Origin of the sequence: Arthrobacter sp. D5-1 (genome assembly GCF_017357425.1) — a bacterium.
Lineage (GTDB): Bacteria > Actinomycetota > Actinomycetes > Actinomycetales > Micrococcaceae > Arthrobacter.
Genome location: NZ_CP014571.1, coordinates 3,573,295 through 3,597,267, shown reverse-complemented (window position 1 = coordinate 3,597,267; position 23,973 = coordinate 3,573,295). Strand labels below are relative to the sequence as shown.

Annotated in this window: 24 protein-coding genes; 14 read left to right on the top strand and 10 right to left on the bottom strand. The window is 62.4% G+C overall.

From position 1 onward, the window contains the following. Positions 1 to 34 precede the first annotated feature (34 nt). Entirely contained in the window at positions 35 to 832 is a 798-nt protein-coding gene (locus AYX22_RS16560) for an ABC transporter substrate-binding protein (RefSeq protein WP_207594360.1), read from the bottom strand. A gap of 158 nt (positions 833 to 990) precedes the next feature. After that, positions 991 to 2,346: an isochorismate synthase gene (locus AYX22_RS16555; RefSeq protein WP_207594359.1), complete on the bottom strand. Its 1,356-nt coding sequence runs from the start codon at positions 2,344 to 2,346 to the stop codon at positions 991 to 993. Between the two features lie 91 nt (positions 2,347 to 2,437). Here AYX22_RS16555 and AYX22_RS16550 point away from each other — a divergent pair, with 91 nt between their 5' ends. The 3 genes from AYX22_RS16550 to AYX22_RS16540 are packed head-to-tail and all read left to right on the top strand — an operon-like array spanning position 2,438 to position 5,685. After that, positions 2,438 to 3,199, top strand: coding sequence for a demethylmenaquinone methyltransferase (locus AYX22_RS16550; RefSeq protein WP_089595934.1), 762 nt, complete (start codon positions 2,438 to 2,440; stop codon positions 3,197 to 3,199). A 29-nt stretch (positions 3,200 to 3,228) separates the two neighbouring features. Further along, positions 3,229 to 4,572 carry a geranylgeranyl reductase family protein gene (locus AYX22_RS16545; RefSeq protein WP_207594358.1) on the top strand — a complete coding sequence of 448 codons (1,344 nt, stop codon included), beginning with the start codon at positions 3,229 to 3,231 and terminating at the stop codon, positions 4,570 to 4,572. 9 nt (positions 4,573 to 4,581) lie between these two features. Further along, positions 4,582 to 5,685, top strand: a complete 1,104-nt coding sequence (locus tag AYX22_RS16540) for a polyprenyl synthetase family protein (protein WP_207594357.1) — start codon at positions 4,582 to 4,584, stop codon at positions 5,683 to 5,685. 118 nt (positions 5,686 to 5,803) lie between these two features. Here the strand turns inward: AYX22_RS16540 and AYX22_RS16535 are convergent, their stop codons facing one another. From AYX22_RS16535 to AYX22_RS16525, 3 genes are all read right to left on the bottom strand, one after another. Continuing rightward, positions 5,804 to 6,673, bottom strand: a complete 870-nt coding sequence (locus AYX22_RS16535) for a type IV toxin-antitoxin system AbiEi family antitoxin domain-containing protein (protein WP_207597622.1) — start codon at positions 6,671 to 6,673, stop codon at positions 5,804 to 5,806. Between the two features lie 386 nt (positions 6,674 to 7,059). Beyond that, positions 7,060 to 7,485 carry a hypothetical protein gene (locus tag AYX22_RS16530; RefSeq protein ID WP_207594356.1) on the bottom strand — a complete coding sequence of 142 codons (426 nt, stop codon included), beginning with the start codon at positions 7,483 to 7,485 and terminating at the stop codon, positions 7,060 to 7,062. A 13-nt stretch (positions 7,486 to 7,498) separates the two neighbouring features. Then, the gene (locus AYX22_RS16525; RefSeq protein WP_207594355.1) at positions 7,499 to 8,170 is read right to left on the bottom strand and encodes a trimeric intracellular cation channel family protein; all 672 of its coding nucleotides are present in this window, start codon (positions 8,168 to 8,170) and stop codon (positions 7,499 to 7,501) included. On the opposite strand from AYX22_RS16525, the gene AYX22_RS16520 reads away from it, so the two are divergent. The 10 genes from AYX22_RS16520 to AYX22_RS16475 all read left to right on the top strand — a co-directional run bounded on the left by AYX22_RS16520 (position 8,171) and on the right by AYX22_RS16475 (position 18,767). Continuing rightward, positions 8,171 to 8,953 (top strand): CbiX/SirB N-terminal domain-containing protein, encoded by a 783-nt coding sequence (locus AYX22_RS16520; protein ID WP_207594354.1) that lies wholly within the window; start codon positions 8,171 to 8,173, stop codon positions 8,951 to 8,953. It begins immediately after the preceding gene. Between the two features lie 153 nt (positions 8,954 to 9,106). Beyond that, positions 9,107 to 10,849 carry a nitrite/sulfite reductase gene (locus tag AYX22_RS16515; protein ID WP_207594353.1) on the top strand — a complete coding sequence of 581 codons (1,743 nt, stop codon included), beginning with the start codon at positions 9,107 to 9,109 and terminating at the stop codon, positions 10,847 to 10,849. After that, positions 10,846 to 11,598: a phosphoadenylyl-sulfate reductase gene (locus tag AYX22_RS16510; RefSeq protein ID WP_207594352.1), complete on the top strand. Its 753-nt coding sequence runs from the start codon at positions 10,846 to 10,848 to the stop codon at positions 11,596 to 11,598. Before AYX22_RS16515 ends, AYX22_RS16510 begins: the two co-directional genes overlap by 4 nt. Further along, positions 11,595 to 12,602, top strand: coding sequence for a sulfate adenylyltransferase subunit CysD (cysD, locus tag AYX22_RS16505; RefSeq protein WP_207594351.1), 1,008 nt, complete (start codon positions 11,595 to 11,597; stop codon positions 12,600 to 12,602). The genes AYX22_RS16510 and cysD overlap by 4 nt, the downstream gene beginning before the upstream one ends. After that, the gene (locus AYX22_RS16500; RefSeq protein WP_089595925.1) at positions 12,603 to 14,006 is read left to right on the top strand and encodes a GTP-binding protein; all 1,404 of its coding nucleotides are present in this window, start codon (positions 12,603 to 12,605) and stop codon (positions 14,004 to 14,006) included. Positions 14,007 to 14,105: 99 nt separating this feature from the next. Continuing rightward, positions 14,106 to 15,059, top strand: coding sequence for a homocysteine S-methyltransferase (mmuM, locus tag AYX22_RS16495; protein ID WP_207594350.1), 954 nt, complete (start codon positions 14,106 to 14,108; stop codon positions 15,057 to 15,059). A 156-nt stretch (positions 15,060 to 15,215) separates the two neighbouring features. Continuing rightward, positions 15,216 to 16,367: an ABC transporter substrate-binding protein gene (locus AYX22_RS16490; protein ID WP_207594349.1), complete on the top strand. Its 1,152-nt coding sequence runs from the start codon at positions 15,216 to 15,218 to the stop codon at positions 16,365 to 16,367. A gap of 100 nt (positions 16,368 to 16,467) precedes the next feature. Continuing rightward, the gene (locus tag AYX22_RS16485) at positions 16,468 to 17,199 is read left to right on the top strand and encodes an ABC transporter ATP-binding protein (protein ID WP_207594348.1); all 732 of its coding nucleotides are present in this window, start codon (positions 16,468 to 16,470) and stop codon (positions 17,197 to 17,199) included. Next, complete coding sequence (locus AYX22_RS16480) at positions 17,189 to 18,133, top strand: ABC transporter permease (RefSeq protein ID WP_207594347.1); 945 nt, start codon at positions 17,189 to 17,191, stop codon at positions 18,131 to 18,133. Before AYX22_RS16485 ends, AYX22_RS16480 begins: the two co-directional genes overlap by 11 nt. Before the next feature lie 97 nt (positions 18,134 to 18,230). Further along, on the top strand, positions 18,231 to 18,767 hold the full coding sequence (locus tag AYX22_RS16475) for a hypothetical protein (protein WP_207594346.1): 537 nt from the start codon (positions 18,231 to 18,233) through the stop codon (positions 18,765 to 18,767). A gap of 110 nt (positions 18,768 to 18,877) precedes the next feature. Here the strand turns inward: AYX22_RS16475 and AYX22_RS16470 are convergent, their stop codons facing one another. Next, complete coding sequence (locus AYX22_RS16470) at positions 18,878 to 19,495, bottom strand: DUF305 domain-containing protein (protein WP_207594345.1); 618 nt, start codon at positions 19,493 to 19,495, stop codon at positions 18,878 to 18,880. Between the two features lie 693 nt (positions 19,496 to 20,188). On the opposite strand from AYX22_RS16470, the gene AYX22_RS16465 reads away from it, so the two are divergent. Then, positions 20,189 to 20,746 carry a dihydrofolate reductase family protein gene (locus AYX22_RS16465; RefSeq protein WP_172322583.1) on the top strand — a complete coding sequence of 186 codons (558 nt, stop codon included), beginning with the start codon at positions 20,189 to 20,191 and terminating at the stop codon, positions 20,744 to 20,746. A gap of 50 nt (positions 20,747 to 20,796) precedes the next feature. On the opposite strand, the gene AYX22_RS16460 is transcribed toward AYX22_RS16465, so the two are convergent. From AYX22_RS16460 to AYX22_RS16445, 4 genes are all read right to left on the bottom strand, one after another. Continuing rightward, positions 20,797 to 21,216, bottom strand: coding sequence for a hypothetical protein (locus AYX22_RS16460; RefSeq protein ID WP_207594344.1), 420 nt, complete (start codon positions 21,214 to 21,216; stop codon positions 20,797 to 20,799). A gap of 219 nt (positions 21,217 to 21,435) precedes the next feature. Then, the gene (locus AYX22_RS16455; RefSeq protein ID WP_207594343.1) at positions 21,436 to 21,960 is read right to left on the bottom strand and encodes a hypothetical protein; all 525 of its coding nucleotides are present in this window, start codon (positions 21,958 to 21,960) and stop codon (positions 21,436 to 21,438) included. Beyond that, on the bottom strand, positions 21,957 to 22,769 hold the full coding sequence (locus AYX22_RS16450) for a hypothetical protein (protein WP_207594342.1): 813 nt from the start codon (positions 22,767 to 22,769) through the stop codon (positions 21,957 to 21,959). Before AYX22_RS16450 ends, AYX22_RS16455 begins: the two co-directional genes overlap by 4 nt. Continuing rightward, entirely contained in the window at positions 22,742 to 23,878 is a 1,137-nt protein-coding gene (locus AYX22_RS16445; RefSeq protein ID WP_207594341.1) for a hypothetical protein, read from the bottom strand. Before AYX22_RS16445 ends, AYX22_RS16450 begins: the two co-directional genes overlap by 28 nt. Positions 23,879 to 23,973: the final 95 nt, after the last annotated feature.

The window sequence follows — 23,973 nt, the reverse complement described above, 5'->3', positions numbered from 1 at the left end:
CGCCTGCGTGGATCTGGGGGAGCCTGGGCTCGGACTACTTGGTGGCTTCGCCGAACCAGGTGGTCTCGAACTTCTTGAGGGAGCCGTCGTCGGTGATGCGCTTCAGCGTGGCGTTCACGGCGTCCGTCATAGCGGTGTTGCCCTTCTTGATGGAGATGCCCAGCTTCTCGCCCGTTGCGTAGTCTTCAACGCGCTTGAGGTTGGAGTCGTCCTTGATGGCGTAGCCCAGGACGGACTGGTTGCCGATTGCGGCGTCGATGGTGCCTGCCTTGAGGGCCTGGACCAGGAGGCCGGAATCCTCGAACTGCTGTGCGTCGATTCCCTTGTCCTTGGCGTACTGGGCACCGGTGGTGGCCTGCTGGACGCCTACCTTCTTGCCCTTGGCGCCGTCGATGTTGCTGATGCCGGAGGACGAGGTGGCCACGAGGGTCAGATCGTCATCCAGGTAAGGGGTGGAGAAATCCATGACGTTTTTGCGGACGTCGGTGATGGAGATCGAGGAGATGGACACGTCGCAACCGGTCAGGGCGGTGCCGGTCTCGATTGCTTCGAAGGAGCTGTCCACCACGTTGAGTTCGGCCTTGACGTCCTTGGCGAGCTCGGCTGCGATGTCCATGTCGAAGCCGACGATCTTGCCGTCCTTCTGGAATTCGAAGGGCTCGTAAGGAACGTCCGAGCACACAGTGAGCTTGCCGGCGTTGATGAGCTTGAGGCCGGAGGCGTCCGTGGCAGCCGGGGTGGACGAGCCACCGCAGGCGGTGAGGGCCAGTGCGCCGGCTGCGAGCACAGCGGCAATCTTGGTGCCGGACAGAACCGAACGGGAGATCTGCATGTTGTTTACCTTTTGTTGCGGTGGATGCTGAACTGAGTCGGTTTTAGTGTAGCGCCGAACGTGAGATGTGCATCACAGGAAACGAAGTTTCACTATTGGATAACAAGTCTACGCACTTATCAACCATGTCCGAGAGGGATCTGTCTGGAATCCCAGATTCAGCGGCGGATACCCAGCGCCTCAAGCATCGGCCGGAATTTCGCCCATGTTTCCGCCAGTTCAGCTTCCGGCTGGGAGCCCTCGACGATGCCGCACCCTGCGTACAGGCGCACCGTGTTGGCGTCCTCGATCACCGCGCCGCGAAGCGCTATACCCCACTCACCGTTGCCGGCGGCGTCGAGCCAACCGACGGGTCCGGCGTACGGGCCCCGGTCCAAGTGTTCGAGTTTGCGGATCAACGCACCGGCAACCAGCGTCGGAGTTCCGCACACTGCGGCCGTGGGATGCAGCGCGTTGATCAGGGCCAAACACGTGGGGACGTGACCCTCGATGTCCGCCAACTCTGCCTTCACGTCGGAGGCCAGATGCCACACGTTGGGCAGCTCAAGAATGAACGGTTCGCTGTGCGCGTTCATCGCTTCCGAGAACGGTGCAAGCTGACGCGTCAGGGAATCGATCGCAATCTCGTGCTCATGCCGCTGCTTCTCGGATCCAGCCAGGACACGCTCCGCATATTCCATGGGGGAGCCGTCCATGCCATCAGCGTCACGTCGATCCAGGGTTCCTGCCAGCACACGGGCCTGTGCGGTGCGGCCCTCCACCTGAATCAGCATCTCTGGCGTTGCGCCCACCAAACCGTCCACGCCGTACGTCCAGCACTCGCGGTACCTTGCGGCGAGCTGGCGAAGTACCTCCGCAGCGTTGACGCCCTCCGGAAGGTTCGCGACGACGTCGCGCGCCAACACCAGCTTCTCCAGTTTCCCGGCGCGGATCTCCTCCACGCCGTTGGACACTGCCTGCATCCACGCAGCCTCGCTGAGGGAACCATGGCTGAGGTGGCCGGCGGAACCGTCTGCGGCAATCACCTCAGTTGAGAGCACGACGCCGGACCCTCCCGCCGCTGGATCCTCACCGTTCGGTTCCGGTTCAGTCAGCCAGCGGTGCACGGAGGCGAGGACGCCCGCTTCGGTGAGGGCGGCGTCGTCGAACGTTAATTGGGTTGCCCAGGCGCGGCCATCGCGGATTCCCACCACCAGCTCCGGGAGGATCAAACGGGACACGTGCGGGGAGGTCTTGGAGAAGGCGAACGAGCCGAAAGCCACCGGGCCGGTACCGGGAAGCTCCACGTGATCAGTGATTTCGGCCTCAAGAATGAGGTGCCGCCACCAGATATCGGCCTCAAGGAAACGCTCGGGCCCGGTGGCATTGAAGCGGGTCAGCTCGCCGTAGCCCACCAGTCCGGCCTCGCGGCGGGACCAGCAAAGAACGTCGTCCCGCACCAGAAACGACGGCAGCCCCCCGGAGGATGATTTAACATCGAGGGGGACTGTCAAGGTGCGGAGCGTGCTCGTCATGATGGAACAACAGTACTCCCGAGGACAACCAGAATCTGAGCCGACTTCTACAGCGCAGCAAAGTCGGCTGAATGTCTGAGACAATTACAGGGTGAACCGAGCATCCTTGGAAAAGCGTCCGGACGAAGTTGCGACGATGTTTGATGATGTCGCCCCAAAATACGACGTCGTCAATGATGTCCTGTCCATGGGGCAGACACGGCGTTGGCGCAGGATCGTGGTTGATGCCGTAGACGTGAAGGTTGGCCAGAAGGTCCTGGACCTCGCCGCCGGCACCGGAACCTCCAGCGAACCCTATGCAGACGCCGGCGTGGACGTTGTGGCCTGCGACTTCTCCCTGGGGATGCTGAAAGTGGGCAAGCGCCGCCGCCCGGACATCGACTTCATCGCCGGTGACGCCACCAACCTGCCGTTCGCAGACAACAGCTTCGACGCTTCCACCATCTCCTTCGGCCTGCGCAACGTCGTTGAACCGCGTAAGGCCCTCGAGGAAATGCTGCGCGTCACCAAGCCCGGCGGCCGTCTGGTCATCGCCGAGTTCTCGCACCCCGTAGTGCCGTTGTGGCGCAACCTCTACACCGAGTACCTCATGCGTGCGCTCCCGGCCATCGCCACCAAGGTGTCCTCCAACCCTGACGCCTATGTGTACCTCGCCGAGTCCATCCGTGCCTGGCCGGACCAGGATCACTTGGCGCAGTGGCTCAGCGACGCCGGCTGGACCGACATTACTTACCGCAACCTCAGCGGCGGCATCGTCGCCGTGCACCGTGCACAGAAGCCCGCCGAGCACCGCGAAAGTGTTCCCGTGGCCAAGCTTCGCCGCCAGATCAAGCCGCGCCAACAGGCCGGCTGACCCCGTACCGCCTGCTGATTTAGGACGACGTGAAAGTACTGATTGTTGGCGCGGGCCCGGCCGGGTCCACCGCCGCGTATTACCTCGCCCAGGCGGGCATCGACGTCACGGTGCTGGAAAAGACCTCTTTCCCGCGTGAGAAAGTGTGCGGCGACGGCTTTACCCCCCGCGCCGTCCGCGAGATCCAGAAGCTTGGGTTGTCCCATGCTGTGGAGGACGGGTGGCGCCGGAACAAGGGCCTCCGCCTCATCGCCGGCGGTCGCACCATTGAACTGCCTTGGCCCGAGGTTTCCGACTTTCCCACGTATGGCCTGATCCGCACGCGTCTTGGCTTCGATGAATCGTTGGCCCGGCACGCCGAGGCCGCTGGCGCCGTCGTTCTTGAACGCCACAGCGTTACCTCCGCTTTGACCGCCGACGACGGTCGCGTCATCGGCGCACGGGCGTCCATCCTTGACGAGTCCGGACGCAAGACGGGTGAAACGCGCGACTTCCATGCCGACGTCGTCCTCGCCGCAGATGGCAACTCGACACGAACCGCCGTGTCGCTGGGGATGCATAAGCGCGACGACCGTCCACTGGGTGTCGCCGTACGTACCTACTTCACGTCCCCCCGCCATGACGACGACTGGATGGAAGGCTGGCTGGAACTTCCCGGCAAATCCGGCAAGCCGCTGCCCGGCTACGGCTGGGTCTTTGGTGTTGGCGACGGCACCTCCAACGTGGGCCTGGGCATCCTGAACTCCTCCAAGGAGTTCGGCAAGCTCGACTACAAGCAGGTTCTGCGCGAATGGACCGCCGGTATGCCCACGGAATGGGGCTTCACCCCTGAAAACCAGGTGGGGGAGATCCGCGGCGCCGCGCTGCCCATGGGCTTCAACCGCACCCCGCACTACTCACCCGGGCTGCTCCTGCTGGGCGACGCCGGTGGCATGGTGTCCCCGTTCAACGGCGAAGGCATCTCCTACGCCATGGAGTCCGCGCGGTTCGCGGCAGAGTTCCTGATCGACGGTGCCGCGCGTTCGGCTTCAGCCGGTTGGTCAACGCACGACGCCGACGCGCACCTCTCGCGGTACGCGGACTACGTGCGGGACCAGTGGGGATCGCACTTCACGCTGGGTCGGGCCTTCGCATTCCTGATCGGCAAGCCTGCCGTGATGAAGCTCGCCCTGCGAACCGGGATGCCGATTCCTGTGCTGATGCGCTTTGTGGTCCGGATGCTCGCCAACCTCACCGACCCCGCAGCGAAGGGCTTCGAGGACCGTGTCATCCGGGTCCTCGAGATGCTGGTTCCGGCCACGTCCAACACTTCCTCTGCCCGTGCCCTGACGCCGGCAGGCTCCGACACCGCGGTTTCCGCACCAACTAGTTAGGGTTAACCCGTGACGAACTCTGCCGAACACAGCTGGACTCATGCCGGGCACGGCTTGCCGCAGGCTGTTGAGCCTGCTCCCAACACCACCGCGATCGCAACGGGACTCCAACTGCCCGCCGGTTTTGCCGCTATTGCCGGAGATCCGGAGCTGGGTCCTGCCATCACCACCAACCTCGCCCGGGTGGAGAAGAAGCTCCGCGAAGCCATCTCCAACTCCGACCCCCTGGCTGATGCAACGTCGCGTCACCTGGTTGAAGCCGGTGGCAAGCGGATCCGCCCCCTGCTCACGTTGCTGTGTGCGCACCTTGGCGATGCCTCCCGTCCCGAGGTTGTCCAAGCTGCGGTGGTGGTTGAGCTGACTCACTTGGCAACGCTCTACCACGACGACGTGATGGACTCCGCTCCCTTCCGCCGCGGCGCTCCCACAGCCCATGAAGTGTGGGGCAACTCGGTGGCCATCCTCACCGGTGACCTGATTTTCGCCCGTGCTTCCATTTTGGTGTCCGAGCTCGGCTCCCGCGCTTTGGGCATCCAGGCACGAACCTTCGAACGCCTGTGCCTTGGCCAGCTCCACGAAACCGTGGGACCGCGCGAAGACGAAGATCCCGTGGACCACTACCTGTCCGTCATCGCGGACAAGACCGGGTCCTTGGTGGCCGCATCCGGGCAGCTCGGTGCGATCTTTGCGGGCGCCGATGAAGCCTACGAGAACCTGCTGGTTGAATACGGCGAAAAGGTGGGCGTTGCCTTCCAGCTCGCCGACGACGTCATCGATGTCACCGGTGTGAAGGTCAAGTCCGGCAAGTCCCCGGGGACCGACCTCCGCGAAGGCGTGCCCACGTTGCCTGTGCTGCTGCTGCGCCGTGACGCCGCTGCAGGAGATGCCTCGGCCACTGCTCTCCTGGAATTGATCGACGGCGACCTGTCCTCCGACGCCGCCCTGGCTGAGGCCGTGGCCGGACTGCGCGAGCACCCGGTGACCAACGAGTCCTGGAAGATCGCCCGCCAGTGGTCCGCGGAAGCCGTCGCCGCCCTGGCCCCGCTGCCCGAGGGAGTGGTGAAGGCCTCGCTGACCAACTTCGCGCATGCCGTGGTGGACCGCAGTAGCTAGTTTTGCGTTAGTTCCTGACCTTGTTTGAGCACATGACGGCCGCTATGCACCCTCATTGGGTTGCATAGCGGCTGTTGTGGTCCCAAAGAGGGTCAGGACGCCACACTTTCCGCTCACATCACGACGCCGGTACCCACTTTGGCGTCCAGCGTGACGGTCCGAAACGCCCGGCTTCCCTGTTATTCAGGACTTCAAGCACCTCAGCCACCATCTTTTCCGGATGGTGAACGACGTCGGAGTAGTAATAGCGAAGGACAAGGAAGCCGCCTCGCATGCTCGCATTGTTCCGGTACTGGTCCTTCTTCACCTGCCTGCCTTCCAAGTGAGTGCCGCCGTCGAGTTCGATGACCAGGGAACCGTTGATAAGGCAGTCGACTTCGCCGACGCCGGGCAACTGAACATGCATGCGGACCAGGAGTCCGGCCCGCCGAAAGTGGGTGTGCGCCAAGACTTCCAGTAAGGAGTCTGCCCGAGGCAAGACCAGATCGAGTATCTGCCGGGCCCGTCCATTCCGGTTCCCGGGAAGTCTTGACCTGAGAAAGTCAGTGCCCAGCAGGGCCTGACTTACGGCACTCTGAACCAAGACCAGTGACTCGAGCTCAGGCCGGCACCTCAAAGCATGCAGCAGCACATCGGCCACACCAGCAACCGGAAGATAAGGGTGCCGGGGATGGGCGCAGGAGGTGTGATCAATGATTGCCGGAGCGGGAACACCGTTGCCGCAGCTGAGATGGAGGTCTTGCGGCTTATGAAGCAGCCACAGTCCGTAGAACCTCGCTGCCGAGATGCACGTCAGTCTGGCATTCAGTCGAAAGGCTGCAACGACGTCCGGGTCTGCCCCCTTGGCAGCGTAGACGCCGCGTTTCAACCTGGTGGCCAGCCCGGACTCGATCGCGGCAGCCAGCTTTCGCTCAGTGAATCCAGCTCGTTGCAGGTCGAGTGTGCGGGCGACTCCGTGTCGGAGACGGAGGAATTCGACGAGGTCCATCTGGCCATGGTTGCCGTGCCTGCCGGGGTCCGGGATAGGCATTTCGTCGTTATGTGGATAACTCAACGTTGCTGTAAATCGATCACGGGATGCGAAAAAATACATTGACCCAGGAAGTTGCATATGTGACAGAGTTGTCATAAGCTATTCACGGATCCACTAAATGCCTCCGGTGGGTCTGATGCGAACGGAGATTGTGGTCCCGGTTCGGTGCAGCGTATGACTCGTAACGTTGCAACGAACCGGGGCCATTCCTTTTAACCTCAAACTCCGTGGCGTCCTGACCTTCTTTGAACACAGAACAGCCCCTATGCAACCAATAGAGGGTACATAGGGGCTGAAAGTCGTTCTAACAGGGTCGGGAAGCCACGGAGGCCCCAGGGGAATTAGTCTTCGTCGTCGTTGAAGGCCCACTCGAACATGTCGAACACGAACTCGGAGAACGTGCCTTCCTCGCTCTTCCACTGGCCGCGGGCGTTGTTGCGGCGCCAGACAATGGGATCGGGGATGCTGAGGTCGGCGGTACGGAAGCCCCAGGTGAACTGCTCGTCTTCATCCTCAAGGAACATGAGGAAACCTTCGTCATCTACTTCGAGTTCCTCGGGGTCCCAGAAGTAGTGGTACGCCTCCATGAGGTCCTCGCAGCCACCGATTGCGAGGTAGAACTCGCGCAGGACCAGCGGGATGGTGAACGTGTGATCGGAGAGGGCGTCGTCCAGTTCCTCGGGCGTGAGGCCGTCTTCTTCCTGCCATTCATCCTCGAGATACTTTGGGACCAGCGCGCGGAACTTCTCGAGGAACATGTCAGTCATGTACTTATCCTAGCTAATCCCGGGCACCCGAAATTGCGCCCGGGCCGGCGCCGGGGCGGTGCCAGCCACGAACGGCCAGGGGTACGTGCCAGCTGCGTCGCCAGGCCGTCACGCGGAAGGCGAAAACAACCGCTGCCACAACGCACGCATGGAGCCCAGTGAACGTGCCCAGATTCCAGAGGAGGGTGGTGAGGCCTGCCCCCACAAACGCCGGAAGCGCATAGAGATCGCGGGCGTTAAACAGCGTAGGAATTTCGTTCGCCGTAATGTCGCGCAGCAGGCCTCCGCCCACCGCGGTGGTGACACCGAGCAGGATCGCGGCCACGGGGTTCATTCCGGCAGTCAGGGCCTTCAGCGTTCCGGTGATGCAGAACAGAGCCAGCCCACCGGCGTCGAACAGTGTTAACAGGGACGTGAAACGCTGGACCGAGGAGAACAGGAAGTAGACCAGCATCGCAGCGAGCAGCGGGGGAGCCAGGTAGGCGGGATTTGTGAAGGCAATCGGGGGACCGACGTTAATGACGATGTCGCGGATCACGCCGCCGCCGAGGGCAACAATGGAGCCGAGGAGCACGGAGCCAACGATGTCGAACTGTTTGCGGGCGGCCAGCAGGGATCCCGAGACCGCGAAGAAGAACACGCCAACCAGGTCGAGCCAAAGGAGGACGATGTCGATGGAAATCAAGTGGACGGGTTCTTTCTGGCTGCGACTCTCAATAGATGCTGGCTCAACGTTACGCTAGCTCCCATGAACAGCCCCGTTTTGATCGCTTGCGCCCACGGAACCCGGAACGCCGAAGGGCAGGCCGCCATCCGTCGCGTGATGGCGGAAATTGAAGCCCTCCGTCCCGGGTTGCGCGTGGTTGAGGCGTACGTCGACGTCCAGGAACCCGAGCTGGGCGGCGTGGTGGAGGGCCTGCCCGAGGGGACTGCCGCCGTCGTCGTCCCGCTATTGCTGTCCACCGGCTTCCACATCAAGGTGGACGTGCCCAAGGCCATCAAGACCCGCCCGGAGGTAGTGGCCGCCCGGCCGTTGGGTCCGGACCCGCGGCTCGCTGAGTTGTTGGCCACACACTTGCGCGCGGCGGGGCTGCAGGAGCACGACGGCGTCCTGCTGGCTGCCGCGGGATCGTCCCTTCCGGACGGCTCGGTTGATTCGGTAGAGCAGGCGCGACTGCTCGCCGAGCTGCTGCCGAACAAGGTGCGGGTGGCCTATGGTGCCAGCGCCCAGCCAACAGTGCCCGACGGCGTCGCCTCCTTGCGTGCCGAACTCGCCGCCGAGCCGAGCGGACCGAGCGGACCAGAAGGCAGGGTTTTCATTGCCTCGTACCTGCTGGCGACAGGCTATTTCCACGATCAGTTGGCGAAGGCCGGCGCGGACGTTGTCGCGGCTCCGTTGCTGCCGTCAAAGGTGCTCGCGGAGATCGCGCTGGAACGGTACGACGCAGTGTTGGAAAGGCTCTCCTAACCTTTATTCACGCGGAAAAGGGGCCAAATCGACCTGCACAAAACAGGCCCTCCGGACAAGGCCGCTGGCGTGTTCGTGACGAAATGTTTCCCTAGGTGACTTAGCATTTCCGGACCTTTGCTGGCGAAATCTGGCCAGACCTACAGTCGATGTATGACAGATACAGCTGTAGCCGGTGCGTCCTCGGACACCGCAGTTCCCTCGCGTCCGGCGCGCACCCGCCCTGCCGCCAAGCCCCACGGCCAGTGGAAGGTTGACGGCACCGCGCCACTGAACGCCAACGAAACCTGGAAGCAGGAAGACAACGGACTGAACGTCCGTGAGCGCATCGAGTCTGTCTACTCCAAAGAGGGCTTCGATTCGATCGACGGAACGGACCTTCACGGCCGCTTCCGTTGGTGGGGCCTCTACACCCAGCGCAAGCCCGGGATCGACGGCGGCAAGACGGCAACGCTTGAGCCGCACGAGCTCGAAGACAAGTACTTCATGCTCCGCGTGCGCATCGACGGCGGTGCGCTGACCACCGAACAGCTGCGCGTCATCGGACAGATTTCCGTGGACTTCGCCCGCGGCTCTGCCGACCTGACGGACCGCCAGAACATCCAGCTGCACTGGATCCGCGTTGAAGACGTGCCGGAGATCTGGCGCCGCCTCGAGGGCATCGGGCTGTCCACCACCGAGGCTTGCGGCGACGTTCCCCGCGTTATTCTTGGTTCCCCGGTTGCGGGCATCGCCAAAGACGAGATCATCGACCCCACGCCGCTGATCCACGAGCTCGCCGAACGCTTCATCGGCGACCCCGAGCTGGCCAACCTGCCGCGAAAATACAAGACCGCCATCACGGGCCACCCGTCCCAGGACGTGGTGCACGAGATCAACGACTTCGCTTTGGTGGGAGTTGTCCACCCCGAACTCGGCGCCGGCTACGACCTCTGGGTTGGCGGAGGCCTCTCCACCAACCCCCGCCTGGCCGAACGCCTCGGTGTGTTCGTCTCCGCTGACGTCGCCGCTGAAGTGTGGCTGGGCGTCACCAGCATCTTCCGCGACTACGGTTACCGCCGCATGCGTACCAAGGCCCGACTGAAGTTCCTCATGAACGACTGGGGTCCGGCCAAGTTCCGCCAGATCCTGGAAGACGAATACCTCGGCTTCAAGCTTCCGGACGGCCCCGCCGCTCCCAAGCCCACCGCTCCGGGTGACCACATCGGCGTCCACGAGCAGAAGGACGGCAAGTTCTTCATCGGCGTCACCCCGACTGTGGGCCGCACCTCTGGCGAGGCCTTGGTTCAGTTGGCTGACACTCTGGAGAAGCACGGCAGCTACCGCCTGCGCACTACGCCGCACCAGAAGCTTGTCATCCTGGACGTCGCCAAGGAGCAGGTGGAACCCCTGATCGCCGAACTGGACACCCTGGGCCTCTCCGCCCGGCCGTCCGTGTTCCGCCGCGGCACCATTGCCTGCACAGGCATTGAATTCTGCAAGCTGGCCATCGTGGAAACCAAGGTCACGGCCGCTACGGCCATCGCCGAGTTGGAACGCCGCCTGGCCGACCTCGTGGAGACCAAGCAGCTGCCGTCGGCACTGTCCCTCCACATCAATGGCTGCCCCAACTCCTGCGCACGCATCCAGACGGCCGATATCGGCCTGAAGGGCATGATGCTGCCAACGCCGGACGGCGACCCCACCCCGGGTTTCCAGGTCCACCTCGGTGGCGGGTTGGCCAACAATGAGCGCGAGGAAGCCGGTCTGGGACGTACGGTCCGCGGCCTCAAGGTCACCGTGGAAGACTTGCCCGACTACGTGGAGCGTGTGGTCCGTAAGTTCGTCGCCGTTGGCGCCGAGGGCCAGACCTTCGCTGAGTGGGCACACTCCGCCGATGAAGGAGATCTCCAATGACAGATCCCGTCACCATCACCAACCTCGCCGCTGCGGCAGCCCGGCCGGCACTGCGTTCCCATGAAGAGCTCAAGGCACTTGCTGAGGCCGGGGCCGCCGAGCTCGGCTGGAACGCCTCCGCCACCGAAGCCATCGCCTGGGTGGCCCGCAACTTTGAGCTGCCCACCGTCACGGTGGCCTGCTCCATGGCCGACGCCGTCCTTCCGGCTTTGGTCGCGGACCAGCTTCCCGGCGTCGACGTCTTGTTCCTGGAGACCGGCTACCACTTCAAGGAAACGTACGACACCCGTAACGAAGTTGCCGCGAATCTGCGCGTCAACGTGGTGGACGTCCTCCCGGAAACCACCGTGGAACAGCAGGACCGACTGCTTGGCAAGGACCTGTTCGCCCGCGACCCTGCACAGTGCTGCGCCCTCCGCAAGGTCCAGCCCCTGCGCCGCTCACTGGCCGGCTACGAGGTGTGGTTCACCGGGGTCCGTCGCGACGAGGGCCCCACACGTACCAACACACCGGTTGTCACCTGGGATGAGGGCTTCGGCCTGGTCAAGGTGAACCCGATGGTCGACTGGACCTTCGACCAGCTGATCGAGTACTCCGAGGACAACATCCTTCCCGTCAACCCCCTCCTGAGCCAGGGCTACCCGTCCATCGGCTGCCAGCCCTGCACCCGCCAGGTTGCCCCGGGTGAAGACCCCCGCGCCGGCCGCTGGGCAGGTTCCGACAAGACAGAATGCGGACTACACACATGAGCACCCAAACAACCAGCGAGGACCTCGAGTTGAACCAGTTGCAGAGTGAGGCTGAGGGGTCCGCCGCGGCGTGGCGGGCATCGCGAAGCGGGCACGGCGGACCCTCAGCCGAGCGTTTGAGCAGCCTGGACACCCTCGAGTCCGAAGCCATTCACATCATCCGTGAGGTTGTCGCCGAGTTCGAGAAGCCTGCGCTGCTGTTCTCCGGCGGCAAGGACTCCGTGGTCATGCTGCACCTGGCCACGAAGGCGTTCTGGCCGGGCAAGGTTCCCTTCCCGGTCCTGCACGTGGACACAGGCCACAACTTCCCGGAGGTCATCGACTTCCGGGACCGCACTGTTGAGCGTCTTGGCCTGAAGCTTGTGGTGGGCTCGGTCCAGGAGTTCATAGACCGCGGCGAACTGGCTGAGCGTGCCGATGGCACCCGCAACCCGCTGCAGACCGTTCCGCTGTTGGACGCCATCCAGCGCAACAAGTTCGACGCCGTGTTCGGCGGCGGCCGCCGCGACGAGGACAAGGCCCGCGCCAAGGAGCGCATCCTGAGCCTCCGCGACGAATTTGGCCAGTGGGATCCGCGCAACCAGCGTCCTGAACTGTGGAACCTGTACAACGGCCGCCACACGGTGGGCCAGCACGTCCGTGCGTTCCCCATCAGCAACTGGACCGAGCTGGACATCTGGCGCTACATCGAGCGCGAGAACATCGAGCTCCCCAGCCTCTACTACGCCCACGAGCGCGAAGTCTTCGCCCGCGACGGAATGTGGCGCGCGGTGGGCGAAGTCTCCCAGCCGCTGCCCAACGAGGACGTCATCACCAAACTGGTGCGCTACCGCACGGTGGGAGACATGTCCTGCACAGGTGCTGTGGAATCCGATGCGCGCACCGTGGCCGACGTCGTTGTTGAAGTCGCTGCCTCCACCCTGACCGAACGTGGCGCCACCCGAGCAGATGACCGCATCTCCGAGGCAGCCATGGAAGACCGCAAGAAGGACGGCTACTTCTAAATGAGCACCGAAACACTGGCAGCCGGGTTGGAAACAGCCTTGCCCACAACACTCTTCCGTTTCGCCACTGCCGGCTCGGTGGACGACGGCAAGTCCACTCTGGTGGGTCGCCTCCTTCACGATTCCAAGGCGATTCTTGCTGACACGCTCGACGCCGTTGCCCGCACCTCTGCGGACCGTGGCTTCGGAGGCGAAAAGGGCGGGATCGACCTCGCCCTCCTGACCGACGGCCTGCGTGCTGAGCGCGAGCAGGGCATCACCATCGATGTCGCTTACCGCTACTTCGCCACCGATCGCCGCAGCTTCATCCTGGCGGACTGCCCCGGCCACGTTCAGTACACCAAGAACACGGTGACCGGCGCGTCCACTGCGGATGCCGTCGTCGTACTGATTGACGCCCGCAAGGGTGTGCTGGAGCAGACCCGTCGTCACCTGTCCGTTCTGCAGCTGCTGCGCGTTGCCCACGTGATTGTGGCCGTGAACAAGATTGACCTGGTGGAGTTCAGCGAGCAGGTGTTCCGCGACATCGAGACCGATGTGCAGAAGGTTGCCCGCGAGCTCGGACTGGGTTCCGATGGTGTTGCTGACTTGCTGGTGGTTCCTGTGTCCGCCCTTGATGGCGATAACGTGGTGGACCGCTCCGAGCGCACCCCTTGGTACACCGGTCCTGCGCTGTTGGAGGTCCTTGAAACCCTCCCGGCCGCTGACGAGCTCGAGGCCGAACTGGAGAGCTTCCGCTTTCCTGTTCAGCTGGTGATCCGTCCGCAGGGTGCCTTGGCTCCGGATGCTGTTGCTGCCGGGCTCGATGTGGAGGCGTACCGCGATTACCGTGCCTACGCCGGCCAGATCACCGAGGGGTCGGTCAAGGTTGGCGACGAAGTGAGTGTCATCAGCCCGGGCCACGAACCGCGCACCACCACGGTGATCGGCATCGACTTCGCCGGCCAGTCGTTGGACGAGGCCGCAGCACCGCAGTCGGTGGCTGTTCGCCTGGCTGACGAGATCGACATCGCCCGTGGCGACACCATCGCCGCTGCCGGTACGGTCCGCGAAAGCACTGCAGACCTGTATGCGTCGTTGGCTTGGCTCTCGCCGAAGCCGCTCCGTGAGGGCCAGAAGGTCCTGGTGAAGCACGGTACGCGCACGGTCCAGGCACTGGTCCGGAACGTCACCGGCAAGCTGGACCTCGCCACGTTCAACGTTGAGCCGGCGACCAACCTGGAACTTAACGACATCGGACACGCACAGCTCCGGCTCTCTGCTCCGTTGCCGTTGGAGAATTACCTGCACCACCGCCGCACTGGCGCTTTCCTGGTGATCGACCCCATCGACGGCAACACCCTTGCCGCCGGTTTGGTGAAGGACCACCCGGGCGACCACGAAGACGAACGTTACGTCATCTAGGGTCACACGTAGTCACAAAACCGCAGCTTGTTCGCGACTCCTCACGTTGTACGGCGGGAATTTCGGACAAGCTGCGGTTTTCTTTTTGGGGAAGGACCCATGCCACAGAACACCACGCTCAGCACTCTCCTCAACGCCGGCAAGGACTTGGTCCTGGACGGTGCGTTAGCCACGGAATTGGAGGCCCACGGCTGCGACCTGGAAGACGCGTTGTGGTCTGCCAAGGTCCTGCTGGAGAAGCCGCATCTGATCAAGCAAGTCCACCGCGACTACTTCGACGCCGGTGCCTCCGTGGCCATCACGGCCAGCTATCAGGCCACTCCGCAGGGTTTTGCGCGGCGCGGGTTGTCCGTGGAGGAGTCATTGGAGTTGGTGGCGTTGAGCGTCCGGCTGGCCGACGAAGCCCGCCAGGAAGCCTTGGCGGAGGGTTCTGCGAACGGCCCTTTGCTGGTGGCCGGATCGGTGGGCCCCTACGGCGCCTACCTTGCCGACGGCTCCGAGTACCGCGGTGATTACAAGCTTTCTGCCGCGGAATTCCGGGACTTCCACCGCCCGCGTATCGCGGCGCTGGTGGAGGCCGGCGCGGATTTCCTGGCGTGCGAGACGCTGCCGTCTTTCGCCGAAGCGGAGGCGCTGTTGGCGCTCGTGGCAGAGTTCGACGTCGAATCCTGGTTTACGTTTACGCTGCGGGACAGCGGTCACATCAGTGACGGAACGCCCCTTGCGGACGTCGCGGCGTTGCTGAGCGCGGAACCGCGGGTGGCCGCCGTCGGAGTCAATTGTGTGCCGCTGGACCTGGTGACGGACGCGCTCGGCACTCTCCAGCAGTCCTCCGACAAGCCGCTGGTGGCTTACCCGAATTCCGGTGAAACGTACGATGCCGTGACCAAAACGTGGGGTCCGTCGGAGGGCGTTCAGGGCACCGGAACCTTGGCTGGAAACGCAGCCGTTTGGCAGGACCGGGGCGCCCATCTCATAGGTGGCTGCTGCCGCACAACTCCGCGCGACATTGAAGCCCTCGCGGCGAATATGACGCCACGTGAACCTGCGTGAACCTTGATTTCTACGGGATTGAAGCCGAAATATGACAGTCCCTACTGTGAAGGCATGACCTCTCCGGAATGGTCCTTGCTTGCCCTCGACGGGCGATGTCACGGGGCCTGATCTTCGCCCCCACTTCGCATCCCACATTCATAAGGACCCACCCTCATGTCGAACACCCCCGAGTCACAGAAACCCGATTCCGGCACCACCCGCATCGTCGCCGGTGAGACCGCGCCCAAGCCCAAGCGCCGCCGCACTGTTGAGATCGCCCTGGCCGTCGGCCTGGTGCTGCTGATCGGTGCAGGCGCCGCTGTTGCTTCCGCTGTTTCGCAGAACAACCAGGCCGCGCCGGCTCCCACCACGTCCCCGGCTGCTGAGCTGAAGCTCGGCTACTTCAGCAACGTCACCCACGGCCCGGCGCTGGTAGGCACCAGCAAGGGCCTGATCGCCAAGGAGCTCGGCGATACCAAGCTCAGCACCCAGGTCTTCAACGCCGGCCCCGCCGCGATCGAAGCCTTGAACGCCGGCGCCATCGACGCCACGTACATCGGCCCGAACCCGGCCATCAACTCCTTCGTCAAGAGCAAGGGCGAGTCCATCAGCATCATCGCCGGCGCAGCATCGGGCGGCGCCCAGCTGGTGGTCAAGCCGGAGATCAACTCCGCGGCCGATCTCAAGGGCAAGATCCTCAGCTCCCCGCAGCTCGGTGGAACCCAGGACGTGGCCCTTCGCGCCTGGCTGGGCGATCAAGGTTTCAAGACCAACACTGATGGCAGCGGCGACGTCAACATCAACCCGACCGAAAACGCCCAGTCGCTGAAGCTCTTCCAGGACGGAAAGCTCGACGGCGCGTGGTTGCCTGAGCCGTGGGCCTCCCGCCTGGTGCTCGAAGCCGGGGCGAAGGTGCTGGTTGATGAGAAGGACCTGTGGGAAAACGGTGACTTCACCACCACCATCTTGATCGTGAACAAGAAGTTCGCCGCGGAACACCCGGAAACCGTGAAGGCTCTCCTGAAGGGTCACGTTGAATCCGTGAACTGGCTCAACTCGGCCTCGGCTGAGGAGAAGGCGACCACCATCAACGCGGTCCTGAAGGACACGGCAGGCAAGCCGCTTCCGGCCAACGTGATTGAACGCGCGCTCCAGAACATCAAGTTCACTACAGACCCCTTGGCCGGAACGTACAACAAGCTGCTGGAAGACGGTGTGAAAGCCGGGACAACCCAGCAGGCCGACATCAACGGCATCTTCGATCTCCGCACCTTGAACGAGGTTGAAGGCAAGAAGACCTCAGCCGCAGGTCTTGGCCAGGACTAAGCAGTAACGGGCTGGTCCGCTTCCCCTTGCGGTTCACACGGGGGAAGCGGGCCGGCTTTTGGCCGCATCAGCTTTACCAATCAACACGAAGGACGGGACCATGCCAGTCGTACTCGAGAACCTGGGCAAGCGCTTCGGCGACGGCGCCCCGGTGCTGGACGACGTCAACGCCACCATCGCTCAAGGCGAGTTCGTCGCCCTCCTCGGTGCGTCCGGCTGCGGTAAGTCCACCTTGCTGAACATCATGGCGGGACTGGAACCGCCGACGTCGGGCGCTCTTGAAGTACCCAGCGACGGCGCTGCCTTCATGTTCCAGGACGCGGCCCTGTTCCCGTGGCTGACGGCACGCGGCAACATTGAGTTGGCGTTGCAGCTGGCTGACAAGTCCAGCACCAAGGCGAGCCGGCGCGAACGCGCTACCGAACTGTTGGAACTGGTCCACCTTGGTGGCGCCGGCGACAAGCGCCCGCACGAATTGTCCGGCGGCATGAGGCAGCGCGTTGCGTTGGCCCGTTCACTGGCCCAGGACCGGCAGTTGCTGCTGATGGACGAGCCGTTTGCAGCCCTTGATGCGATCACCCGCGATCTTCTGCACGACGAGCTTGAGCGGATCTGGAAGGAAACGGGCCGGACCATCGTGTTCGTCACCCATAACGTGCGCGAAGCTGTTCGACTGGGTCAGCGCGTGCTGCTGCTGTCCTCACGTCCCGGCCGTGTGGTGGCCGAATGGGATGTCACCGAGGAACACCGTACCGATGCTGGCCGTGCCGGGGAGCTGACCGGTGTCATTACCCGCCGTCTTCGCGAGGAGATCCGCCGCCATGCCAAGTAACCCCATCACCACCGAAGAGCGGACCCTTCCCGTGACAGATTCCAAAGAGCACATCACTTCGCCGTCGCTGAAGGGCAACGCCTCGGAACTCAGGGACCTCGAAGCCGGTCTGGACAACCTCCAGTCCGACAGTGGGCGCAAGGCCGGCATCGAATGGAAGCGCGTGCTGCTGCCCGTCGCTGCACTTGTGGTGCTTATCCTCGCGTGGCAGTTCTATGTCTCCCTTGGATTCAAACGGCGCGACCTCGTTCCCGGGCCCCTTGACGTCCTCACCCAGTTCGTGACGATGTGGGGCGAAGGCAAAGTCCAGGAAGCGGTGTGGACTTCGCTGCAGCGTGGTGTGATCGGCTTCCTGATCTCCGTGGTCATCGCTACTCCCGTGGGGTTGATCCTGGCTCAGGTAGCTCCCTTGCGCCGTGCGTTCGGGCCTCTGATCTCCGGGTTGCAGGTTTTGCCGTCCGTGGCATGGGTTCCCGCTGCGATCATCTGGTTCGGCCTGACCGACGCCACCGTCTACTTCGTGGTGTTCATGGGCGCTATTCCGTCCATCATCAACGGGCTCATCTCCGGTGTGGACCAGATCCCGCCGCAGTACCGCAGCGTGGGCACAGTCCTTGGCGCGAACCGGCTCCAGATGGCCTTGCAGATTGTCCTGCCCGCCGCGCTTCCCGGGTACATCGGTGGGCTGAAGCAGGGCTGGGCTTTCTCCTGGCGCTCCCTCATGGCCGCCGAAATCATCGCAGTGGGCGGCACCATCGGCTTCGGGCTGGGCTCACTGCTGGATCAGGGTCGACTGCTCTCCGATATGACCATTGTGATGTCCGCGATCCTGCTGATCCTGTTCGTAGGCATCCTGATCGAGCTCCTGGTGTTCGGGCCGATCGAGAAGCGACTGCTGCAGCGCCGGGGTTTGCTGGCGGGCAGCAGCCGCTAACCGGTTCTGGTTTCGACCCGGACGAAATGCTACGTTGCCACCAGCCTTTGCATGTGGGGGAGGCGATTCCCGGGAGTCGTGTGAAGGGTGGCAGGTCATGACCAGGCAGCAAAGAATCACGATGGTTGCGGTAGTTGCATTGCTTGCCGTGACGTCGTGTGCAGCGCCAGCCCCGCAGCCGGATGCGGAAGCGAAGGCCGCTGTCCAGGCCCTCATTGAGCGGGCGATCGACCGCAGGAACCATCAAGTGGTCAGTGGCTTCTCTTCCGCCAAGGAAGACATCGGCAAGGATTTTGTGCCGGACGCAGTCGATCGTATTGAGCTGGAGTACGGACAGCTCCACCAACGCAGGGACGCGATTGCTCCCCATGGCGTTCTTTTGACGGACAGCGGCTCGGAGATCACCATCAAGAAATTCACCATCACCGATGCCGGCGCCAACATAGAGATTTCGGAGCAGACACAGCTGGAACACGGTCCGGTGAACGGCGTGCAAGGCCCCAGCGAAGGCTACGTCTACGACCAAAAAGTTGAACTGGCAAAATCCGGGGAAGGCTGGAAGATCGTCAGTATCTCCCCTCTCAGGCCGGGCAAGCCTTACCCGACGACAATTGTTGATCCAGACACGCTTTAGGCGCTCGGCACTTCGCGTCGGCCGCTGCATAACAGTCGACTTCCGGACGGCGCGCAAAGGCTCGACGGCGACCTCCCGCCGTCGAGCCCTTGCGTCACCAGACGGTGAGGTTAGAGTCCGGTCAGCAGATCCCGCATTTCCCGAATCTCTGCTTCCTGCGCCGTGACGATGTCCTTGCCTAGCTGGACAGCCTCCGGGTTCTTGCCCTGGGCTATCTCGGTTTTGGCCATGGTCACAGCACCTTCGTGATGCGCGATCATCTGCGTGAGGAAGAGCTTGGCCGCTTCAACACCCTGGGCATCCCTAAGCTTCTGCAGGTCCGCCTCGCTCAGCATGCCGTCCATGCCGTGGCCGCCATGCCCCGAGGATCCCATGACAGGCATGTTCCAGCTGTTCAGCCAGCCCGTCATCTTCTCTATTTCGGGTGCCTGCGCGTCTTTGATCTTCACGGCCAAGTTGGTAATCGAGGCCGGGATGTCAGCCTTTGCCAGCATGACGTCGGACATCTCCACCGCTTGGGAGTGATGGGGGATCATCATCTGGGCGAACATGGTGTCTGCGGCGTTGTGCCCGGCGTCGCTGCTGTTCGCAGAGGGGCTGATGGAGGTGCCGGAACTTCCATGGTCCATGCCCGGCATGGAACCGGAGCCGGGGTTGGAAGCGCAACCAGCCAGGGCAAGCAGAGTTGCGAGAGCCGCTCCGGTCACAGTGAAGTGAGTTCTGTTCATGAGTAAAAGTCCTTTGCATTTCGGGCGGCGGTGATAGTCAGCCGCCCGGTAGTCAGCAGATAGTGAATGGATGTGCGGTCCCGGCTGTTACCGGACCACCCAGTGCTCACGTGCGGCTGATGCAGAGTTGCCCGGGTGTAGGACCGTGGGGTTGGTAGGACCAGGACGGAAAGATGGTGGGCAGTTCCCACGATGCAGGGGTGACTTCGCCTGTCGTGCCGGGTGGGGGAGCGCTCAGAGAAGCTGTTGTGAGGGATGGGATGCAACCGGCAGCCTGAGTGCAGGAGCAGCTTCCAAATTCCGTGCCGTGATCGTCGCCAGCCGAGGCACCGCTCACCTCATGAGAAGGGCCGTGCGCGTGGTGGGATGAGGAGGTGCTCACTACAGGTGATGCCGCATGAGACGCATGCGTTCCCCCTGCCCCATGCGGACCGCTGATGATGTGCATTCCGAATATGCCTGCAATGACGGCCGTTACCAGAAGTAGAAGCAACGCCCGCACGAGGGAGGCGGCAAGAGCTTGAGGGGACAGCAGTTTGCTCACGATGCTTCACCACCTTCGTCTACTTCCGCTGCTGACAGTATACCCCGGTAGGGTATAAATGAGCGATTCATTTTCTGCTGGCGCTGCCTGCCCTTGGCATTCCTCCGTTGTCCGCTGCGCCATTGCGATTCGCGGCCTAGAATCGTCGAATGGGCCTTCTAACGTTCAGCATCAACGTCACGCTCGATGGTTGCGTGGACCATCAGGAGGGCATCGCCGACGACGAGACGCACGCCCACTTCACGCGTCTCCTGGATCAGAGCGGCGCAATGCTCTGGGGCCGGACTACCTACGAAATGATGGAGGTTTACTGGCCCTTGGTTGCCCGTGGCGAAGTAGAAGCGCCGCCAGCCCTACGCGAGTGGGCGATCACCTTGGAGGGAAAACCCAAGTACGTCGTTTCCACAACGCGTAGCGACTTCCCCTGGACCAACAGTCATCGGCTGGTTGGCCAACTGGGTACGGCCGTTCAGGAGCTTAAGGACAGGACTCCCAAAGGGGTGCTTGTTGGCAGCGGGAAACTAGCAACAGAGTTGGACCGATTGGGCCTGATCGACGAGTACAAATTCCTCATCCACCCCATGATCACAGGCCACGGACCCACCCTTTACCAAGGCGGACTGCCCAGCACCCGGCATCTTGAGCTGATCTCAGCAGAGCCGCTCAGTAACGGAGCGGTGGCGATGCATTATCGCCGGGCTGAATGAGGAATGTGCAGGCAACATGACAACACCAACCATCCCCATGAATTCCGGTTTTAGAAATCTCCACCGGGATATATGCCCTCGGGCAATGTGAAGCACGGCGAACCGGAATCAATGCGAATCTGATGTGGGGCTAACCCTTCGGCGACAATATAGTTTTCATCGCTTGTGTTGTGAGGGCTTACTTGGACTTCGTAGGATCCTCTGATATCAAGCCTGTTCCCGACTTCGTATTTTCCAATTTGATAGTGGGTTTCGACTTCTTTCAGGATCGGCTCGATTTTGGTTTTTCCGGTGACCGTGATTGTCGTTGAACCATTCCAGCTGTGCTGGGTCTTGTTGCAGGACAAGAGCACGCCCTTCTTCTTCTGATCGATCGAGATAACAGCTTCTTTTGGGATCAGGGCGGCGATCTCCAGTTCCATTGCTTGTGTATGAGCTTTCGCTTGCTGCCATGTCAGCTCAGCATTCATCGTTGCCTCCTGTGTTTTGGCCGCAGTTGGCACAGTCGACTCCGTCGAACTCCCGGTGGGTGGCCCGGCGCAACCGGCAAGCCCGATTGAAACGACCAGCCACAACGCCATGGCACCGCGACGTGCCCTCATCTAGCCACAATTCCAAGCATGTCTTTGAGTACTTGCTTGCTTGTCTTCGCTTGTGGAGGCGATGAGGTTCTGGTTGCTCATGAGGATCTAGAAATCCCCACCCGGGTAGATGCCCTCGGGCAAAGTGAAGCAAGGCGAACCTGATGCAATGCGAATGACGCCGGGATCGTCCTCCCTGATGAGATACATTTCCGAGGTGGCCGGATCGCTTATCTCAACACGAAAGGTGCCTTGTATGGTCCGGTCGCTTGAGACCTCAAAACGATGATCCGTGTAGTGCGCCCGAGCAGCCGTCTCAAGTTCTTTCACGACAGATTCAGCTTCGCTTCCCTGAGTCAGCGTGATCGAAGTCGAACCGTTCCAGTTGTGTTCGGTATTGCTGCAGGATAGGAGAACGCCCGTCTCTTTCTGGACTATGGAAGTAATCTTGTCCTTTGGGATCAAGGCCGCGATCTCCAGCGCTTCCTTTTCCGTGCTTGCTTTAGCTTCCTGCCACCTCACTTGCGTAACCACGTTATGTTCCTCTCTTGGAATGTCCGAAGTTGCGCAGCTTGAGACGCCACCAATGGTCACGATCGCGGCGATGTAGGCTGCAAAGTTGGAAATTTTCATCGTTTCAACACCTCAGACACTTCATCCAAAACCCTCCGGTTGTCCTTGCTGTTTGAGGCGATGAGGTTGTGGTTTTCCATGAGGATGTTCCCTTCTTCGAGGGTGTTGATCGCACCGTTGATTTTGTCGTCGTCGGGGCCGCGGTAGAAGTGCTGTTCGAACTCATCGCGATGGATCGGGTTGTTTCCCTCCCACACCAGCCCTTTTTTCGTGATGGGGTTGGGAACTACCTGACCTTGGACGAGCAGATCATGGTAGTACAGGTTTGAGTATTCCGTGGTTGGCTGTGGTTTCCAGTCCGGGAGCATTCCGGCCCCGGCGAGGGAAATCACCTTGTCATATCGGGCTCCGGCGACCTCGGAACTGGTGAGGTTCGCCAGGCCCCAGCTGTGTCCGATGCCGGTTTGTTCGGCACCGTTCAAGTAGGGGTCAATACGCATCCCGGTCTCGAAACCTGCCAGTTGCTGCCCGGACGTGCGTGCGAGTTTCTCATCGTTCGCCTCACCGATTCTCGCGAGGTTGGGGCCGCCGGCGGTGTCCTCTTCCCCGGGGAACCGCCCATCCTTATAGACGAAAGCCACCGTCCCCGGCACGTTGCTATTGAGGTATTTCGAGACCTGCTGTACGCCGCCTTCGTAGAAGATGTTCAGTCCGGTGAACGTTCCCGGGACGTAGGTGATCACATGCCGTGTGTTGGGGTCTGGGGTGCCGATCATTTGCACAATCCGGGACTGGTCCCGGTCATAGAGGTAAAGCCGTACGTCCCCGGCTTCCACCTGCTTCAGGTAGGCCACCTCATTTTCCAGCATCTTTGTTCGGTTCGGGTCGTGGTGTGCTTGCCCGATCCCCACAACTTCCGGGCTGTTTCCAGGTCTTTCTCCGCCGCACGGAGCAGGCTTGGCGAGTTCAACCGGTTGGCCCGGACCCTGGCCAGTGCGGGCATCCCGTCCAAAGCGCCGAACATGGCCGGAGCCGCAGCCAGCAGGAGCTCCTGCACCTGCGTGAGCCCGGACTCGTTCGCTGCAGGGTGGGCTCCCGCGTTCATGCCCGCCCACCAAGTCCCGATCTTCGATGGGTCCAAGCCTTGCAGGGTCTGCTGCCATCCGGGCATTGTGGCCAACGCTTTGACGTCAGCCTCCGTCGCAGTGGACAAGTAGCTCAGCAGAGCCACACCCGATAAGGACATCGGCACCGTGGCAAGCACCAGAAGGCCGTTCGATACCGTTACCTGTCCGACGTCTCCGCTGCCACCGGCAGCGCGTAACGTCGAAGCGATGTCGGAAAGCCGGGTCGCGTCCTGATGGTTGTCTTCCAAGAACCGTCGCAGCCCGCCACGGACAGCGTCGAGATCAGAGTGCACCCAGGAGCACTTGTCCTCGAACTCGGACCCAGCTGCACTGACTCTGTCAGCCGCACCCCGGTCTGAGCCGTCCTGGATCCTGAAGGTTGACACTGCGGATTCCAAGGTGTCCGGATCAGCGGAACTCGCCCCAGCAGTGCTTCCACTCGCCCAGACACGCAACCCCTGCCGCACAGTGTTCACGCTCACCACCGGACGGTCAGTCTCCTCCATCGACGGGCGCGGCCCCACATTCACTCCAACACCGCCGCCAGCACGCACCCAGCCGGAGGCAAGCACCCACTCCGTCACGTCATCCAAGCGACGCTGCTCAACCTCCGCGGCGCTCTTCGCATCCTGGACCTGACGGGCAACATCTTCCAACATATGGACCAGCTCCGAACGGGCCGCCCGTTCAGCGGCAACGTTCTCCCGGAAACAGTCAGCGAACACGCCCCGGAATTCCGTAAGAGCAGCAGTCGAGATCGATTCCCGTCCGCCGCGTTGATCCTGCAGCGTACGCGCTGCGTCTCGACATGCACCGATCAGACGATCGGCAACCCCCGTGTCGAAATTCATTTTACTCCATCGAATAGATAAACCCCCGACGGCTCCACTATACCTAATGCGCTCGACGATTCCTGAATCACTTTCAGAAGGCGCTGAGCGGTGGG

Coding starts and splice junctions, on each gene's coding strand:
- cysD (WP_207594351.1), top strand. CDS start 11,595: ATGAGCACCCAAACAACCAGCGAGGACCTCGAGTTGAACCAGTTGCAG.
- AYX22_RS16470 (WP_207594345.1), bottom strand. CDS start 19,495: ATGAACAGAACTCACTTCACTGTGACCGGAGCGGCTCTCGCAACTCTG.
- mmuM (WP_207594350.1), top strand. CDS start 14,106: ATGCCACAGAACACCACGCTCAGCACTCTCCTCAACGCCGGCAAGGAC.
- AYX22_RS16460 (WP_207594344.1), bottom strand. CDS start 21,216: ATGAATGCTGAGCTGACATGGCAGCAAGCGAAAGCTCATACACAAGCA.
- AYX22_RS16515 (WP_207594353.1), top strand. CDS start 9,107: ATGACAGATACAGCTGTAGCCGGTGCGTCCTCGGACACCGCAGTTCCC.
- AYX22_RS16560 (WP_207594360.1), bottom strand. CDS start 832: ATGCAGATCTCCCGTTCGGTTCTGTCCGGCACCAAGATTGCCGCTGTG.
- AYX22_RS16535 (WP_207597622.1), bottom strand. CDS start 6,673: ATGGACCTCGTCGAATTCCTCCGTCTCCGACACGGAGTCGCCCGCACA.
- AYX22_RS16500 (WP_089595925.1), top strand. CDS start 12,603: ATGAGCACCGAAACACTGGCAGCCGGGTTGGAAACAGCCTTGCCCACA.
- AYX22_RS16555 (WP_207594359.1), bottom strand. CDS start 2,346: ATGACGAGCACGCTCCGCACCTTGACAGTCCCCCTCGATGTTAAATCA.
- AYX22_RS16475 (WP_207594346.1), top strand. CDS start 18,231: ATGACCAGGCAGCAAAGAATCACGATGGTTGCGGTAGTTGCATTGCTT.
- AYX22_RS16480 (WP_207594347.1), top strand. CDS start 17,189: ATGCCAAGTAACCCCATCACCACCGAAGAGCGGACCCTTCCCGTGACA.
- AYX22_RS16450 (WP_207594342.1), bottom strand. CDS start 22,769: ATGCTGGAAAATGAGGTGGCCTACCTGAAGCAGGTGGAAGCCGGGGAC.
- AYX22_RS16510 (WP_207594352.1), top strand. CDS start 10,846: ATGACAGATCCCGTCACCATCACCAACCTCGCCGCTGCGGCAGCCCGG.
- AYX22_RS16455 (WP_207594343.1), bottom strand. CDS start 21,960: ATGAAAATTTCCAACTTTGCAGCCTACATCGCCGCGATCGTGACCATT.
- AYX22_RS16490 (WP_207594349.1), top strand. CDS start 15,216: ATGTCGAACACCCCCGAGTCACAGAAACCCGATTCCGGCACCACCCGC.
- AYX22_RS16445 (WP_207594341.1), bottom strand. CDS start 23,878: ATGAATTTCGACACGGGGGTTGCCGATCGTCTGATCGGTGCATGTCGA.
- AYX22_RS16485 (WP_207594348.1), top strand. CDS start 16,468: ATGCCAGTCGTACTCGAGAACCTGGGCAAGCGCTTCGGCGACGGCGCC.
- AYX22_RS16465 (WP_172322583.1), top strand. CDS start 20,189: ATGGGCCTTCTAACGTTCAGCATCAACGTCACGCTCGATGGTTGCGTG.
- AYX22_RS16530 (WP_207594356.1), bottom strand. CDS start 7,485: ATGACTGACATGTTCCTCGAGAAGTTCCGCGCGCTGGTCCCAAAGTAT.